We start from the raw sequence: 17,148 nt of genomic DNA, 5'->3' as shown, positions 1-17,148 counted from the left end.
ATTAAAGCGTTTGCTCTAAAATGCGAACAACTAATTGCTCAAAAGTTGCCCCATTTGCTTTTGCTGCCATTGGCACGAGCGATTTTTCAGTCATCCCGGGTACTGTATTTACTTCTAGTAAGTAAAAATTACCTTGCTCATCTTGCATAGCATCTACTCGGCCCCAGCCACTTGCACCGACTAAATCAAATGCATCAAGCGATATTGTTTGCAAATATTGAGTGTCTTGCGCAGATAAATCCGCTGGGCAATGGTACTGCGTTGTATTTGATTGATACTTAGCTTGGTAATCGTAAAAACCGTTAGGTGTGGTCATCTCAATAACGGGTTGTACTTCATCTCCAAGCACTGTAACGGTAAATTCTCGTCCTGTTATCCACTGCTCGACTAATACCTGATTATCAAACTTAAATGCATTGGCCAATGCTTCTTCTAGCTCTTGTGCGCTACTTGCTTGTGCCATGCCAATGCTTGAGCCTTCATGTGATGGCTTAACCATTACTTTTTTAAACTCATCCATAATGGCTTTAGCATCAAAACCTTTTTTAGCATCCACTACTGCATAAGGTGCTGTACTTAAACCAGCAGATTTAAATAGGTGCTTACAACGAACTTTATCCATAGCCAGTGCAGATCCAAGCACATTACTACCTGTGTAAGGTAGATTCATAAACTCAAGCGCACCTTGCACAGTGCCATCTTCACCACCACGGCCATGAAGAGCGATAAAAACACGATCTACATTTAATTCTTTTAATTCCCACAACGAGCGATTTTGAGGGTCGAATGCGATTGCATCTACGCCACTATTTTGTAGCGCGTTTAAAACAGCCTGACCCGATCGTAAAGACACTTCACGCTCTGCTGAGTTTCCACCTAGCAGTACCGCTACTTTACCAAATTGTGTATTTACCTGAGTCATACTTCACCCTGTTTAAGTTTTTCTATCGACATACCCGTTGCAGCTAATGTTTTAACTAGTTGACCTATGTTACCAGCGCCTTGGGTTAATACTAAATCATTATTTTGTAAGTTTGCTGCTAGCACACCTGCAAGTTCAGCATTGGTAGCTACGTGCAGAGGCTCTTTGCCGCGTTGACGTAAACTACGGCACAGACTTTTACTATCTGCTCCTACAATGGGGTCTTCTCCGGCGCTATACACATCAAGTAAAAGTAATTGATCAACATCGGCTAATACTTTTACAAAGTCTTCGTATAAGTCACGAGTACGGCTAAATCTATGTGGTTGATAAACCATTACCAAGCGCTTATCTGGCCACCCTTCACGAACAGCCGCTATAGTAGCCGCTACTTCCGACGGGTGATGACCATAATCATCAACAAGCATTACATTACCGCGCTCGTTCTCAAATTCACCGTAATGCTGAAAACGACGGCCAATTCCTTCAAACTTTTGCAGTGCTTCTAAAATCGCATAATTAGCAATGTTTTGATCTTTAGCTACAGCAATTGCAGCAGTTGCATTTAATGCATTGTGCTTACCAGGCATATTAAGCGTAGCAGTTAAGCTATCGCCATTTTTACTTGTTACGGTAAACGTACACGTATTGGCAGATTGACTAAAGTCGCTCATGCGATAATCGGCATCGCGTGCTTCGCCATAGGTAATTACAGGGCGAGCAAAACGTGGGATTAGCTCGCTGGCAACTTCTGAGTCAATGCACACGACAGCTAAGCCATAAAACGGTAGGTTATGGATAAAATCTACATAGGTGTCTTTCATTTTCTCAAGACTACCGCCGTAGGTATCCATGTGATCTTCTTCAATATTAGTGATCACCGACACCATAGGCTGTAAATGTAAAAATGACGCATCACTTTCATCTGCTTCTGCAATTAAAAAGTCGCTTTTACCAACCTTTGCATTACTACCTGCACTATTTAATAAACCACCAATAATAAAGGTAGGATCAAGCCCTGCTTGGGCATAAATACTGGCAATTAAACTCGTTGTAGTTGTTTTGCCGTGAGTACCCGCAATAGCAATACCATGGCGAAAACGCATTAACTCGGCAAGCATTTCTGCACGGCGAACTACTGGTATACGCGCCGCTTTTGCAGCTATAATTTCCGGGTTTGTTTCATCTATTGCGCTTGAAACAACCACTACGTTTGCATCTTTTACGTTATTTTCGTGATGGCCAATAAAGACTTCTGCACCGGCTTTTATCAAGCGCTCTGTCATTGCACTGTGCGCAATATCAGACCCTGTAATACGATAACCTTCAAAAGCAAGTACTTCTGCAATACCGCCCATACCAGCGCCACCAATACCTATAAAATGTATGGTGTCTATTCGACGCATCGCTGGTCGTGAATATTTTTCTTGTAATGACGTTTCTTTCACTTATTTTCTCTTATTTGTTACTTGCTCACAGTGCGCAGCTACGCTTGCTGTGGCATCTAAAATGGCTTGCTTTTTAGCATTATTAGCCATTTCATCAATTAATTTTGGTTGTGCTAAATAAGGACTCAACAGCGCAACAATAGACTGTTTATTAAATTGCCCTTGTGGCATCAATAAAGCGCCATTAGCCATTACTAAATACTGTGCGTTAGCAGTTTGATGATCGTCAACGGCATGCGGAAATGGTACAAATACGGCCATTTTACCCGCTGCGGCAATTTCGCTTACCGTTAGTGCACCCGCTCGGCAAATAACAATGTCGGCCCAGCTATAGGCTGCATCCATATCATCAATAAATTGTGCTACCTTTACTTGCTGCTCAGTAAATTGATGTAGTTTATAAGCAGCTTTAACGCTCTCTAAGTGCCCTTTACCCGTTTGATGCCACACATTTAAATCACATGTGTTTGCCATAACTTTAAATGCTTCAGGTAAGGTCTGGTTAAGTACTTGAGCACCTAACGAACCACCTACAACGAGTACATTTATAGGGTTTGAAACTTCACGCTTAGGCACATCAGCCACACTTTGGCGAACAGGATTACCTACAAGCTCAGCTTGGCCTTTATCAAAAGCACTCGGAAAAGCGGCTAGTACTTTATTAGCAAATTTAGCCAACCATCTATTACTCATTCCAGCAACCGCATTTTGCTCATGAATAACCAGTGGAATACCCAAACTTTTAGCCGCAATACCGGTTGGCCCGGTTACATAGCCACCCATTGCAAGTACTACATCAGGTTGTTGAGATTTCAATACCTTACGCGCCTGCAATATTGCATTAAGTACCATGAATGGGGCTTTAATAAGACGCTTTAAGCCATTACCGCGTACGCCCTTTACATTAATAAAATCAATCTCAATATTGTGCTTTGGCACAACCTCGGCTTCCATTCTATCGGGTGTGCCTATCCAGCTGACTTCCCAGCCTTGGTTTTTTAAATAATCAGCTACAGCAATACCCGGAAATATATGCCCGCCAGTTCCGCCTGCTACTACTACTAATTTTTTACTCATCGCTTACCTCCACGTGAGGTGGCTTGCTTGGTTGCCATTTTAGTTTCAAAATCAACACGCAATAAAATACCAGTGGCAATCGTCATCATTAATAAGCTTGAGCCACCATACGAAATAAACGGCAATGTTAACCCTTTTGTGGGTAATATTCCTGCACTTGCACCTACATTAACCATGGTTTGAAACGCAAACCAAATGCCAATTGCTAAGGCTAAATAGCCCTCATATTCTTTACCATTTTTAAGTGCTGTTTGGCCAATTAATAAAGCCCTAAACACCAAAGTACCTAACACCATTAAAATGCTTAGTACGCCTACAAAACCAAGTTCTTCAGCGATAACAGCAAAAATAAAGTCGGTATGAGCCTCTGGTAAGTACTGTAACTTTTGTACGCTATTTCCAAGTCCTTGACCAAACCAATCACCTTGACTGTATGCCATCAATGACTGCACTAACTGATAGCCTTTACCAAATGGATCATCCCAAGGCTCTAAAAAACCAACAACACGTGCCATTCGATATGGCTCTAAAACAATTAAGCCAACAACCAGCGCAACGCCTGTTAAAATTAATGCAAAAAACTGCCAAAGCTTTGCGCCAGCTAAAAATAAAAGGCCTACCGTTGTAACAAACATAACAACCACGGTGCCTAAATCGGGCTGTAATAAAATAAGTAATGCGTATACAGCAAACACTGCTATTGGCTTTGCAAAACCTTTAATATTTTCTTGTACTTCTTCTCGCTTACGTACCAAATAACCGGCTATATAACTAAAAAAGAATAACTTAGCTAGCTCAGATGCTTGTATATTAAAAGGCCCTACAGGTATCCAACGCGTTGAACCATTTACCTCACGGCCAACAATTAGCACTACAAGTAGCAGCACTAAACCTATTAGCAATAAATAAGGGTTGGCTTTTTTCCACCAACTCATAGGCACTAACGTGGTTATCCAAAATAAACAAAACGACAACGCTAAAAAAATACCGTGTCGAATTGTAAAATGGTAAATATCACCAAACAGCCTATCTGCAGTAGGCATTGAGGCGCTGGTCACCATTACAAAACCCACCCCAATAAGCATTAACATGCAATAAAGCAAAGGTACATCATAAAGCTGGGCTGATGGTTTAGGCGTTAGGGCTTCTTTTAAATCAGCAAAAGCAATCATAGTTGCCCTTCCACTACACACTGCACAAAGTCATCACCACGTTGCATATAATTGTTATACATATCAATGCTGGCACACGCAGGAGCAAGCAAAACAATATCACCACGTTTGCTAAGTACTTGTGCAAGTGCCACAGCTTCTTGCATATTATTTACTAAATGAGATTTACTAGTAAGTGCCGCAAGTTTATTTGCATCTTTACCAAAGCAAACGAGCGCTTTTACATGATTTTTTATATATGGTTTTAGCGCACTTAAATCAGCACCTTTAGCATCGCCACCAGCTATTACAATCAGGTTTTCGTACTCTGAGGCTAAACTATCTATTGCCGCAATGGTTGCGCCCACATTAGTGGCTTTAGAATCGTTAAAGTACTTAACGCCATTTTTATCGCTTACAAATTGGCAGCGGTGCGCTAAACCATGAAATTGGCTAAGTGCTGTTGTGTACTGAGCTTTGGTAATATTAAACGGGCTCAATAACGCCATAACAGACAGGGTATTTAAGTAATTGTGCTTACCTACTACCGCAAGCTTACTAACAGGTAAATATGCCTCGCCCTTCGCTATAAAGTGCAGCTCACTATTATGCTCAGCTAAGTGATAATCACCTTGGTCGGTGCCAAAACTCATTTGCGGCGCTAAAGAGCGGCTAATAGGCTTAGTTTGAATATCATCTGCGTTTATTACTATAAGCTCAGCATTGTTATAAATGCTTAATTTTGAATCGATATAAGCTTGGTAACTGTCGTAACGATCTAGATGATCTTCAGATACATTTAATACCGTCGCGCTAATAGGTTTTAAGCTCGAGCTTGTATCAAGCTGAAAACTTGAAAGCTCCAGCACATACACGTCAAAATCATCGCTTAGTAAATCTAATACCGCAGTACCAATATTCCCGCCAAGCGCAACTTTATAACCTGCCGCTTTTAGTACTTCATAGGCAAGGGTTACAACGGTTGATTTACCATTAGAGCCCGTTACTGCTACAACCGGTTTAGTATTTATGCGAGCAAATAACTCAACGTCACCAATAACTTCAACGCCTGACTCAATAGCCTTTGCGATTGCAGGTATTTTTAAGCTAAGCCCTGGGCTAATAATGATCATGTCACTTTTACAAAGTGCTGCACCGTCCAAGTTACCAAAGTGAGTACTTAGCTGTGGCGCATGCTCTTTTAGCCAATCAATCCCGGGGGGATTTTTGCGGCTATCTATAACCTTTGGCGAAAAGCCATGAGATAATAAAAAACGCACAATGCCCAGACCGGTTACACCGAGTCCGAGCACTGTTATTTGTTTGTTTTTTATCTCGTTTAAATACTGCATTTATCGAATCTTTAATGTCGCTAGGCCTGCAAGCACAAGCACAATAGAAATAATCCAAAAGCGCACAATAACGCGTGGCTCAGGCCAACCTTTTAATTCGTAATGATGATGGATAGGCGCCATTCTAAAAATTCGTTGTCCGCGTAATTTGTATGAGCCCACTTGTAAAATTACCGATAAGGCTTCCATTACAAACACGCCACCCATAATAATAAGCAGTAACTCTTGGCGAACTAAAATAGCAATAATCCCCAGCGCACCACCGAGTGCAAGCGAACCTACATCGCCCATAAATACTTGTGCCGGATAAGTGTTAAACCATAAGAAGCCTAGCCCAGCGCCAACAATAGCGGTGCACACCACTACAAGCTCACTAGCAAGTGGTAAATGCGGAATATGTAAGTAAGCCGAAAAGTTAATGTTACCCGTTAAGTAAGCAATTATGGCAAGTGCTGCCGCGACTAAAATAGTAGGTACTATAGCTAAGCCATCTAGGCCATCGGTTAAGTTTACGGCGTTTGAGGTACCGACTAATGCAAAGTAGGTAATTACAATGTAAAACAAGCCTAACTGCGGTAATACATCTTTAAAAAATGGCACAACGAGAGAGGTTTCAGCCGCTTGTGTGCTGGTTGCGTAAAGCGCTGTGGCAACCACTAAAGCAATTACCGATTGCCAAAAATACTTCCATTTAGCAATTAGACCTTTTGGATCTTTACGAATAACCTTACGGTAATCATCTATAAAGCCCACCACACCTAGCGAGCCAATTACAAATAAAGTAGCCCACACATATTTGTTTGATAAATCAGCCCACAGCAAGGTACTTGTAAAAATAGCACCTAAAATTAATATGCCGCCCATAGTAGGCGTGCCTCTTTTAGACAAATGCGATTCAGGGCCATCGTGGCGAACAACCTGGCCTATTTGCATACGCTGTAATGCACGAATCAGCTTTGGACCGAAATATAACGACATCATTAACGCTGTCAAAATACCTAAAATGGCACGCAGCGTTAAATACGAAAAAACATGAAAACCACTAAAATACTGAGTTAAATACTCTGCCAGCCAAACTAACATGATGATACTCCATTGATGGCATGTTGCTGGCCATTTACTAAATCGGTTACTAATAATTCCATACGAGAACTGCGAGATCCTTTCACTACTATTGTGGTTTTACTATCTACTTTACTAAGACTTAATTGAATTTGTTTGAGCATCTCATCACGATTTGAAAAATGACGATTAGGCTTTTCAAATACATCACTGGCTGATTTGCTAAGCACACCGAGGGTAAACAGCTCATCAATCCCTTGCTCTAATGCATACTCGCCAACTTCTTGGTGATACATACGGGCATCTTCACCAAGCTCTCCCATATCGCCAAGCGCTAAAATACGGTGACCTTTAATATTACCAAGCAAATCAATAGCGGCTTTTACCGACTTAACGTTTGCGTTATAGGTATCATCTATTACCGTTAATGTGTCACTGACATTAATTAGATTTACGCGGCCTTTAACATCGCCCATAGTGGCAAGCGCATTAGCAATTTCTTCAAGAGATACGTCAAATTCGCTGGTAAGTGCTGCGGCTATGAGTGCGTTACTAATATTATGTTTACCCGGAAGCGCCAAAGTTACAGGTACTTGCTTGTTGTTAGTACAAAGGGTAAAGCTTGCTCTTGCGTTTTCGTCTAGGCTAATATTTTCAGCCCAAATATCGAGTTTTTCTGTACTTGATAAGCGCTTAACGTTTTTATCTGTTAACTTATCAAGCCAATATTGGCTAAATTCGCTATCGCAATTAACAATGGCAACGCCATCATCTTTTAAGCCATCAAAAATCTCACCTTTTGCTTTAGCTACACCCATTAAGCTGCCAAAACCTTCTAAGTGTGCAGCCGCCACATTACATACAACAGCTACATCGGGTTTTGCCATTGCTGTTGTGTAAGCAATTTCACCTAAATGGTTTGCTCCAAGCTCTATTACAGCAAAGCGATGGTGTGGCTCTAAACGTAATAAAGTAAGTGGTACACCAATGTCGTTATTAAAATTGCCTTTAGTGGCAAGTACATCACCCTGCACAGATAAAATAGCAGCGCACATTTCTTTTACAGTGGTTTTACCCACGCTGCCGGTAATAGCAATTGTTTTAGGAGCAACTTGCGCCATTACCGCTGCACCAATATCACCTAACGCAATGCGCGTATCGCCAACAACAAATTGTGCAATATCAACAGCTACTTTGTGTTGAACAATGACACCTATAGCGCCTTTTTGTTTAGCCTGTTCTATAAATTTATGGCCATCAAAATTAGGGCCTTTAAGTGCTAAAAACACTTCACCTTCGCAAATGCTGCGGGTATCAGTGTTTATATTAATCACTTTTTGATTATCACCTTGATAATCGGTTGCTAGCACATTAGCCAGCCAATCAAAATCCATTGGGATCATTGAGTTATCCCTCTTACTGCTTTTTTTAGTTGTTCTTGTACATAACGGCGATCGCAAAAGTCTATGCGCGTATCGCCAATTATTTGATAATCTTCATGCCCTTTACCAGCAATTAAAATAACGTCGCCGGCTGCAGCATTATTTATTGCGTAACTAATTGCGGTTGCTCGGTCGGCCTCTAAATGGGCCTTTTCAGGATGCGTTAAACCTGCTGCTACTTCTGCAATAATCGCGTCTGGGTTTTCTGAGCGTGGGTTATCGCTAGTAATAATAACCTTATTAGCATTTTGCTCAGCAGCTTGCGCCATTAGAGCGCGCTTGCCTTTATCTCTATCGCCACCACAGCCAAACACACAGCTTACACCGCCTGGCACATGTTTTTGCAGCGCTTGTAATGCAAGTGCTAATGCCTCAGGTGTATGTGCATAATCAACAACACATGTTGGCTTGTCTGTTTCGCTAAATGCTTGCATACGCCCAGCAACAGGCTGTAAATGCGCACAACCTGCAACAAGTTGCTCCAGCGGATAACCTAAACTAAGTAATGTAGCGAGTGCAGCAGTTAAATTATATAAATTAAATTCGCCAAACAGCGGGGATTTTATCTTAACATCACCCCAACTAGTGATTAATTGCGCCGAAATACCATTGTTAGAATATTCAATGTCAGAAAAATACACAAATTTGGCATTAGCGGGGGCTAAATTTTTACGCCCATAACACACTAAGTTATTAAAATTGTATTTTTCTAGCCACTGCTCTGCTTGTCCGTCATCTTGATTGAGCACTACATGCTGTGGTTCAAAATCGCGAAACAACATTAGCTTTGCATCGCCATAACTTGCCATATCACCATGATAATCTAAGTGATCACGCGATAAATTAGTAAACACCGCCGCTTTAAATTGACACTGTGCTACACGGTGCTGCACTAAACCGTGCGATGATACTTCCATAGCAATCAGTTTTTTATGCTGTTGGTTTAAATCGCTTAATATATGCTGTAAATCAACAGTCGAAGGCGTGGTATTAATAAGTGGCGTAAGTGTGTCTGGGTGACCATACCCTAGCGTGCCAATAATGGCCGAATCTGTACTGCAAAATTGCGCTAAATGAGCAATCATTGCTGTTGTGGTTGATTTACCGTTAGTACCCGTTACGCCAATCAAATCTAAATCATGACTCGGTTGGTCATAGAAACGACTTGCTAGTTCTGGCAGTTTTTTATCAAGCTCTGTTACTAAATAAAGAGGTTCAAAGCTTACGTCAAATTCACATAATCTATCTGCAATAATAGCTGTAGCGCCGTTCTCAATTGCTTTATCAATAAACTGCCCGCCATCTAATTGATGACCTTTTATAGCAACAAACACATCTCCGGGTGTAACATCACGGCTATCGAGTCGTAAATGTTTAACTACCTGCGAAGGTGCATCTATATCAATGTATTTTAAAATAGCCTTTAAATCACGCATCGTTATCTTTACCTTTTACGTACGCAACCTCTTCCTTATCTGGTGCAACGTTTAATATTCTTAATGCGTTAGAGATGATTTCTGCAAATGCAGGGCCAGCAGTGGCACCTCCATAGTACACATCACCACCAGGCTCGTTAATCATAACTACCACAGCCAAGCGTGGGTTACTCGCAGGTGCAACACCCGCAAAATAACCTACGTATTCATCACCATAACCACCAGCAACAGCCTTTTTAGAAGTCCCTGTTTTACCAGCAGCACGGTATCCATCAACTTTTACGTTTCGCGCGGTGCCATCTTTTTCAAACACGCTTTCCATCATGTGTACTACGGCTTCTACATCTTTTTGCTTAAAAATACGCTCGCCTTCAGGTACATTATCTTGCTTTAAAATAGTAAGAGGACGATTTACGCCACCTGCCCCTAACATGGTATAAAAACGCGCCATTTGTGCGGTACTTACCGAAATCGCATAGCCAAAAGACAGCGTTGCAATTTCAAAGTCTGACCAACGACGGTTTGGATAAAACAAACCACTGCTTTCACCCACCATGCCCGTGCCTGTGTCGCTGCCAAAGCCTACTTTTTGGTATAACCCTACTAGGTAATCTTTTGGCACTTGTTGCGTTACTTTGGCTACGCCCATGTTTGATGAATATTTTAGGATTTCGCGAAGTGTCATTTCACCGTGATTACGGGTATCTCTTACTAAGCTACCACCTAAACGCATCCAACCTGGGTAGGTATCAATCGTGTCGTCAGCCTTAATTGCGCCGTAGTCTAGCCCAGCCAAAATGGCTAGTGGCTTAACGGTTGAGCCAGGTTCAAACAAATCGGTAATAGCACGGTTACGACGCTTATGCGGGGCTGCATCATTTAAGTTATTTGGATTAAATGAAGGGCTGTTCACCATGGCAAGAACTTCACCGGTTTTAACATCAACCACCATGGCCGACCCCGATGTTGCTTTATAGGTGAGTACTGCAGATTTTACTGCTTTATAAGCTATAGCTTGAATACGTTGGTCAATACTTAGTTGAATGCTTTCTGGCTCTACGCGTTCACGTTCATCAAGTACTTCAACTTCACGACCTTGAGCATCTTTACGAATAGTACGGCGCCCTTCTTCGCCTGTAAGTGCATTTTCGTAGAGCTTTTCAATGCCCTCAATGCCTTTACCATCAATGTTTGTAAAGCCAATGATATGAGCTGTCACTTCACCTGCAGGGTAATAACGTTTAGATTCATCAAGTAAATGAATACCAGGTAAGCGTAAGTCGCCAATATAATTTGCAACTGCAGGAGTAACTTGGCGCTTTAAATACACAAAGCGGCGGCTAGGATCGTTTAAAAGTCGAGAATTGATCTTTTTAGGGTCAATACGCAGTACATCAGCAAGCTCGCGCCAACGTAAATCGTTTTTATAATATAAGCTGGTACGTTTATCTAGTTCAGCTGCGTTTTCAGTGAGCGCTAAGTGATCTTCACCGTCTTTACGTGCTTGTTTAACTACTTTAGCAACAAGTGATTTATGCAGCGCTTTAGGATCTGCATACACACTCACCACAGGTACACTTACAGCAAGCTCTTTACCGTGACGGTCAAATATCATCCCGCGCTGTACATGTAATTTTTCTACTCGTACAGTACGTTTGTCGCTTTCTGAGCGCGCTTTATCAGGCTCGATTACTTGTAAATAAGCAGCACGAGACACCAGTGTAACAAACACCATAAACACCACACCACACACCAGCATAAAGCGCCATGTGATTAAGTTTGCTGCTGGTTTTTTGCCTCTACTTGTTCTCATTGTACTATTATTACCTGCTCATCTTGACTGGTAGGTCGTTTCATTTTTAATTGCGATGTAGCCACTTCTTCAATACGCGCATGCTGCGAGTAAAACTCTTCCTCTACAAGTAAATAGCGCCATTCCAAATCAAGTTCATCACGCTCTTGCAGCAGCGTATCTTGCTTAATAAGCTGTCCACGAGCTAAGTGAGTCACCTGCACAACAGCTAAGCTTGATGCGAATATCACAACCAACAAGGCCGAGGTTAGCTTGTTAGCTCCTAGGCCTTTTAATATTTCTAAAAATAAATTAGGTTGGCGATAGTTCGCTTTTTTACTCATCCCAACCTCTGTGCAATCCTAAGTACTGAGCTACGTGAACGAGGATTACGCTCTATTTCTGCAGCACTTGGTTTAATAGCTTTACCCACTGCTTTTAACGTCAGGTTTTTATTTATTTGTGCATCGGTTAAAGGCAGACCTCTGGGTAACGCTTCTCCCTTACTCTGTTTTCTAATAAATTGTTTAACAATTCTGTCCTCAAGAGAATGAAACGAAATCACCACTAAACGCCCGCCAGGTTTAAGCACTTTAACGGCAGACTGTAATGCAGTTTGAATCTCTTCAAGTTCACTGTTTATATAAATTCTAATTGCTTGAAAGGTCCGTGTAGCTGGGTGCTTATATTTATCTTTTACCGGTACGGCTTCATCAACTAAATCAGCAAGCTGCTTAGTTGTAGTAATTGGCGTATGTTCACGAACCTCAAGTACTTTGTGGGCGATACGTTTACCAAACTTTTCTTCGCCATAGGTTTTAATTACGTGAGTAATGTCTTCAAGCTCAGCTTCAGCCAGCCACTGCGCTGCACTTCGACCACTTGTTGGGTCCATGCGCATATCCAGCGGACCATCTTTCATAAAGCTAAAACCGCGTTCTGCATCATCAAGCTGTGGCGACGACACACCAATATCAAGCAAAATGCCATCTACTTTACCTAACAGATCGTTTTGCTCTGCTACGTCGTATAGATTTGAAAAACGGGTGTGTGCAATTGCAAAACGAGAGTCGTCTGCAAATTTTTCAGCTGATTTAATAGCTTGTGGATCTTGATCTATCGCTTGTAAGCGACCTTCATCACCAAGGCGTGCTAAAATTTGTCCAGAGTGGCCGCCACGTCCAAAAGTACCATCCATGTATATACCGTCTGGCTTAATTGCAAGGGCATCGATGGTTTCGTCCATAAGTACGGATACGTGTTCAAATTGCGCTGTCATTAGCTATTGTTTGCCTTTTTTTGTGCCGTTAGAGTGTGAAATTATCTAAATCTTGGTTAGGTTCAAAATCACCAAGCCTCTCAAGCTCAGTGTCTTGCTGCATTTGCTCGTGCCAACGCGCCTCGTCCCAAATTTCAAATTTATTCATCAAACCAACCAGCATTATTTTTTTGCCAAGTGATGCATGCGACCGCAATGACGGCGCTAGCAAAATTCGACCATTTTTATCAAGTTGATACTCTGTGGCGTTACCAAGCAACATACGCTGCATGCGACGAGCGCGAGGATTCATATTAGAGATTTTGGCTAAACGGCTTTCTATTTCAAGCCACTCAGCAAGCGGATACAACCATAAGCACGGCTCATTTAATGCGACGGTACATATAACCGTTCCCTGATCTTCAGATAGCAGAGTGTCTCGGTACTTGGTAGGTACCGCAAAACGTCCTTTATCGTCCAAACTCAGTGAACTCGCGCCACGAAACATGAAAAGCCTACTTTTAAATTGTTTAATCGACTTTCGATTAATTTGATCCAGTTAGATCCACTAAAAACCACTTTTTACCACAGTGCTCCAGTTTAGGGCTTGACAAGCTCATTTGTCAAGTAAGCTGACCAGCTTTAACGACTCTCAAGGCTAATAAAAATAAGGGTTCAAGCAAAGCGGTTGAATTAAGTGGGAAAAAGTGGAATTAAAGGATAAAAATTATTTTCCATGTATCTGATAACTTTTTGTTTACACTCTTTGCTTACTGAATAACCAATGAATAATTACAAAAAATTAATCCTTTATTATTAGTATGTAAAATTTACTCAATAGAGCAGAAATTGTTACTTCATTCTATTAAACAGCTGATTCAATCCATAGATGAAAATAAAAATAAAAACATATAATTCAGTCAGTTAAAATAATTTAAAGGGTTGGTTTAATCGTTGCATTAGTAAAACTACCAGTTAAATTTTTTTATTTTATTTATTAAGGATTGATTATGGCTACTGCAACAAATACTAAAGCGAACACTGAGACAAATATTAAACCTGAAATTAAGCAAACTGAGAGCGAAGCACCATTTACAGATAAAGCAACCTCTGTAGCACATGATGCGGTAGACGCACTTTCTAGCAAAGCATCAGTAGCTGAATCAAGCGTACGAAAAGGCGCTTCAAGCTCAGCGGAAGCACTAAGTGAAAAACAACTTATTGCTCGAGAAAAACTTTCTGAATGTACTACCAAAACACGTGCATTTGCTTCAGAAAACCCATTAGCAACTGCCGGGATCGCATTTGCAGCCGGTATGCTACTTACTTCATTATTACGTCGTAAGTAATTGACAATGAACAGCTCACAAACAGCAGCAGCCCGCAAGGATGAGGCTGCTCAAAACCAAACCACTGACGAGCAAAGCCAAAAGGACGATTGGCAGGATCATATAGCAAAAATCATTGAATACTCTAAGCAACTCAAGGAGGATTATCACACTCAAGGAAAGATCACCCACCAACTTGCAAAAGCTGAGTGGAGATTATCGCTTAGATCAATGGCTTTGATCACTATATTTCTAGGTTGTTTTGCCAGTGGTTTGATTTTGTTATGGGCTGGTTTGTTAGGGGCACTTGGCTATGGTATGTACGACTTGTTTGGCTCAGTGTGGTTAAGTATTGCAACAGCTGCCTTGGCGCAGGTTATTTGCCTAGTCTGGCTTTGGAAAAACACAGTATATTTAAGTAATAAAATTGGCTTTAGTAAAACAATTAAAAGCTTAAAGCAACTGTTTAACTTATAAGGAAATTACAATGCTAGTTAACTATTTAATTAAAGCACCCAATGATAACGTTGATGCTCTTTCAAAGCAGATGGATATGCGCGATGAACTAAAACGTCAGCATCACGCAGCCTTCAAGTATCGTATTAAACGGTTTGCCGCCACTAAGGTAGGACTAACATCAGCCTTTATGGCGGGAGTTACCGTACAAGCGGGCAAGAGCGATACAAGTTTCGTAAGGAAATATGGTTGGCTTGCAAAGCTATTAGCATAAAGTAATTATTTGACCCCTTCCCTGTTATGGGCCCTTTTATAGTTGATTTGTGGCCCTTTGGGCACTACTTGCGTTGGGTTTATCATAGCGTGGCTAAAATAGTAGTGGCGTTTAATATGATAAAAATCAGTTGTTTTATCGATGCCTTCAAATTGATAAAGCTCTCGCAGGTACTCTCGTATTAAGGGATAACTTTCAATTGTGCGCAAGTTACATTTAAAGTGCCCTACATAAACACTGTCAAAACGTATTAAAGTGGTAAATAAACGCCAATCTGCTTCGGTCAATTTACGACCCGTTAAATAACGATTAGTACTTAAAATCTCCTCAACTTTATCCAGCGCAATAAATAGCGCATCAAATGATTCTTCATAGGCTGCTTGAGTTGTTGCAAACCCCGTTTTATACACGCCATTATTTATATTTGGATATACGAGTGCATTTATTTCATCTATTGAAGTACGTAGTTCCTTTGGATAATAATCATCAAAATTACCTGTAATCTCATTAAAGGCGCTATTGAACATACGGATAATATCAGCCGACTCGTTACTCACTATTTTATTTTGCTGTTTATCCCAAAGAACCGGAACTGTTACCCGCCCTGTATAACTGGAATTATTTTTTGTATAAATTTGATGTAAGTATTCACTGTCAAATAAATCATCACCTGTGCTGTGATTGTTTTTATCAAAACTCCAACCATTATTTAACATATCGGGACTAACAACCGATACAGAAATAATATCTTCAAGCTGTTTTAGTACTCTAAAAATTAGCGCTCTGTGAGCCCATGGACATGCGAGTGATACATATAAATGGTAACGATTTGACTGTGCTTTAAAGCCGCCTTCACCTGTTGCGCCTGCATTACCATCGCTCGTTACCCAGTTACGAAGTTGCGCATCTTCACGTTTAAACTTTCCGTTACTTGAATCGGTGTCGTACCACTTATCTTGCCACTGGCCATCTACTAATAAACCCATAGGTTTCTCCTTAAATTTTGCCAAATTCGCCATTTTGAAAATCACTAACAGCTTGTTTAATTTCATCTTGCGTGGTCATTACAAACGGCCCCATATGCGCTATTGGCTGATTTAATGGCTGCCCAGCAAGTATTAATACACCAGCGCCCTCTTTTGATTTTAGGCTTATATCGCTATTGGGCTCTAAAGTAATCAGCTTTCCTGTAGTAAAACTTTGCCCATCACTCGTGCTTATTGAACCACTATGCACATAAATCATCACTTTTTGTTGTGCTAATGGCGCTAACTGAATACTTTTTTCAGTGGGTATATGTACATCAGCTAACGCAGCACTGGCCGCTAAGCTTTGTAAACCGGCCTTTAATAATTGATCTGCAAATTGCCAATTTCCTGCAAGCGCTTTTAGCGTAACACCTTGATCATTTGTAAAGCTTGGCACAGGGTTTTTAGTGGTGTCTTGATAGCGTGGTTCACGCATTTTTTCATCGCTTGGCATGTTGATCCATATTTGAAATCCATGTAAGCCATCTATCTCATCGGCTAAAGGCATTTCACTGTGCATTACACCTTTACCTGTACTCATCCATTGAACATCACCGGCTCTTATGGCTTCTTTATTTCCCATTTGATCTTGGTGTTCAAACCCACCTTTTAAAATATAGGTAAATGTTTCAATACCTCTATGCGGGTGCGCTGGAAACCCGCCCATGTAATCGCTTTTATCATCAGATTTAAGTTCATCAATCATTAAAAAAGGATCTAAATATTTGCCATCAAATCCTGGTATTCGACGAATATTTACACCGTCCCCATCTTGAGTTGCGTAAGCGGTCAATACTTTAGATATTTTCATTTTAAGTCCACGATAAACACTATTAGGATGGGTTTATTAAAGCATTCAATAAACAAAACAACTATGTCTTTAAATAGAGTAAAACATTCTATTTTTTAGAATTAAAACCTAGTAACTTGCTGATATATATATTCGGTACAAATAATTACCCGCTTTAAAAATACCTACTTAGTTATTAAGCACTTATATTTTAACGATTATTTAATACAACCCTATATTTTATATGGTTATTTTTAGCTTTTGTGTCTACAATCATTTTTTAGGAAATTGAGTTTAAGGAAAACCTATTTTTACTTCATCGCTTAAAAGTC

The 17,148-nt window shown here is 40.7% G+C and carries 17 protein-coding genes; 3 read left to right on the top strand and 14 right to left on the bottom strand.

Annotated elements, in window-relative coordinates; all coding sequences use genetic code 11:
• Position 1 precedes the first annotated feature (1 nt).
• Genes ATS74_RS00660 through mraZ form a run of 12 tightly spaced genes read right to left on the bottom strand, consistent with a single transcriptional unit; the run spans position 2 to position 13,448 of the window.
• Positions 2-922, bottom strand: a complete 921-nt coding sequence (locus ATS74_RS00660; protein WP_058547023.1) for a D-alanine--D-alanine ligase — start codon at positions 920-922, stop codon at positions 2-4.
• A complete protein-coding gene (gene murC, locus ATS74_RS00655) occupies positions 919-2,370 on the bottom strand; it encodes a UDP-N-acetylmuramate--L-alanine ligase (RefSeq protein WP_058547022.1) in 1,452 nt (483 codons plus the stop codon). The genes ATS74_RS00660 and murC overlap by 4 nt, the downstream gene beginning before the upstream one ends.
• Entirely contained in the window at positions 2,371-3,447 is a 1,077-nt protein-coding gene (gene murG, locus ATS74_RS00650) for an undecaprenyldiphospho-muramoylpentapeptide beta-N-acetylglucosaminyltransferase (RefSeq protein WP_058547021.1), read from the bottom strand. It lies immediately after the preceding gene.
• The gene (gene ftsW, locus ATS74_RS00645; protein ID WP_058547020.1) at positions 3,444-4,619 is read right to left on the bottom strand and encodes a cell division protein FtsW; all 1,176 of its coding nucleotides are present in this window, start codon (positions 4,617-4,619) and stop codon (positions 3,444-3,446) included. The genes murG and ftsW overlap by 4 nt, the downstream gene beginning before the upstream one ends.
• Positions 4,616-5,950: a UDP-N-acetylmuramoyl-L-alanine--D-glutamate ligase gene (murD, locus tag ATS74_RS00640; RefSeq protein WP_058547019.1), complete on the bottom strand. Its 1,335-nt coding sequence runs from the start codon at positions 5,948-5,950 to the stop codon at positions 4,616-4,618. Before murD ends, ftsW begins: the two co-directional genes overlap by 4 nt.
• Positions 5,951-7,033, bottom strand: a complete 1,083-nt coding sequence (gene mraY / locus ATS74_RS00635; protein ID WP_058547018.1) for a phospho-N-acetylmuramoyl-pentapeptide-transferase — start codon at positions 7,031-7,033, stop codon at positions 5,951-5,953.
• Complete coding sequence (locus ATS74_RS00630; protein WP_058547017.1) at positions 7,027-8,415, bottom strand: UDP-N-acetylmuramoyl-tripeptide--D-alanyl-D-alanine ligase; 1,389 nt, start codon at positions 8,413-8,415, stop codon at positions 7,027-7,029. Before ATS74_RS00630 ends, mraY begins: the two co-directional genes overlap by 7 nt.
• Positions 8,412-9,890: a UDP-N-acetylmuramoyl-L-alanyl-D-glutamate--2,6-diaminopimelate ligase gene (gene murE, locus ATS74_RS00625; protein WP_058547016.1), complete on the bottom strand. Its 1,479-nt coding sequence runs from the start codon at positions 9,888-9,890 to the stop codon at positions 8,412-8,414. Before murE ends, ATS74_RS00630 begins: the two co-directional genes overlap by 4 nt.
• Positions 9,883-11,703: a penicillin-binding transpeptidase domain-containing protein gene (locus tag ATS74_RS00620; RefSeq protein WP_058547015.1), complete on the bottom strand. Its 1,821-nt coding sequence runs from the start codon at positions 11,701-11,703 to the stop codon at positions 9,883-9,885. The genes murE and ATS74_RS00620 overlap by 8 nt, the downstream gene beginning before the upstream one ends.
• Entirely contained in the window at positions 11,700-12,026 is a 327-nt protein-coding gene (ftsL, locus tag ATS74_RS00615; RefSeq protein ID WP_058547014.1) for a cell division protein FtsL, read from the bottom strand. Before ftsL ends, ATS74_RS00620 begins: the two co-directional genes overlap by 4 nt.
• A complete protein-coding gene (gene rsmH, locus ATS74_RS00610) occupies positions 12,023-12,961 on the bottom strand; it encodes a 16S rRNA (cytosine(1402)-N(4))-methyltransferase RsmH (RefSeq protein WP_058547013.1) in 939 nt (312 codons plus the stop codon). The genes ftsL and rsmH overlap by 4 nt, the downstream gene beginning before the upstream one ends.
• A 28-nt stretch (positions 12,962-12,989) precedes the next feature.
• Positions 12,990-13,448, bottom strand: coding sequence for a division/cell wall cluster transcriptional repressor MraZ (gene mraZ / locus ATS74_RS00605; protein WP_058547012.1), 459 nt, complete (start codon positions 13,446-13,448; stop codon positions 12,990-12,992).
• Between the two features lie 502 nt (positions 13,449-13,950).
• On the opposite strand from mraZ, the gene ATS74_RS00600 reads away from it, so the two are divergent.
• Genes ATS74_RS00600 through ATS74_RS00590 form a run of 3 tightly spaced genes read left to right on the top strand, consistent with a single transcriptional unit; the run spans position 13,951 to position 14,998 of the window.
• On the top strand, positions 13,951-14,289 hold the full coding sequence (locus ATS74_RS00600; RefSeq protein WP_082660542.1) for a DUF883 C-terminal domain-containing protein: 339 nt from the start codon (positions 13,951-13,953) through the stop codon (positions 14,287-14,289).
• A 6-nt stretch (positions 14,290-14,295) separates the two neighbouring features.
• Complete coding sequence (locus ATS74_RS00595) at positions 14,296-14,745, top strand: hypothetical protein (RefSeq protein ID WP_058547011.1); 450 nt, start codon at positions 14,296-14,298, stop codon at positions 14,743-14,745.
• A 10-nt stretch (positions 14,746-14,755) separates the two neighbouring features.
• The gene (locus ATS74_RS00590; protein WP_058547010.1) at positions 14,756-14,998 is read left to right on the top strand and encodes a hypothetical protein; all 243 of its coding nucleotides are present in this window, start codon (positions 14,756-14,758) and stop codon (positions 14,996-14,998) included.
• A gap of 5 nt (positions 14,999-15,003) precedes the next feature.
• Here the strand turns inward: ATS74_RS00590 and ATS74_RS00585 are convergent, their stop codons facing one another.
• The gene (locus ATS74_RS00585; RefSeq protein ID WP_058547009.1) at positions 15,004-15,984 is read right to left on the bottom strand and encodes a glutathione S-transferase family protein; all 981 of its coding nucleotides are present in this window, start codon (positions 15,982-15,984) and stop codon (positions 15,004-15,006) included.
• A 10-nt stretch (positions 15,985-15,994) separates the two neighbouring features.
• Complete coding sequence (locus tag ATS74_RS00580) at positions 15,995-16,837, bottom strand: pirin family protein (protein WP_058547008.1); 843 nt, start codon at positions 16,835-16,837, stop codon at positions 15,995-15,997.
• Positions 16,838-17,148 lie beyond the last annotated feature (311 nt).

The sequence above is a fragment of the Pseudoalteromonas sp. H103 genome (genome assembly GCF_001469205.1).
Classification (GTDB): Bacteria; Pseudomonadota; Gammaproteobacteria; order Enterobacterales; family Alteromonadaceae; genus Pseudoalteromonas; species Pseudoalteromonas carrageenovora.
This window is presented reverse-complemented; position numbering and strand designations above follow the sequence as displayed.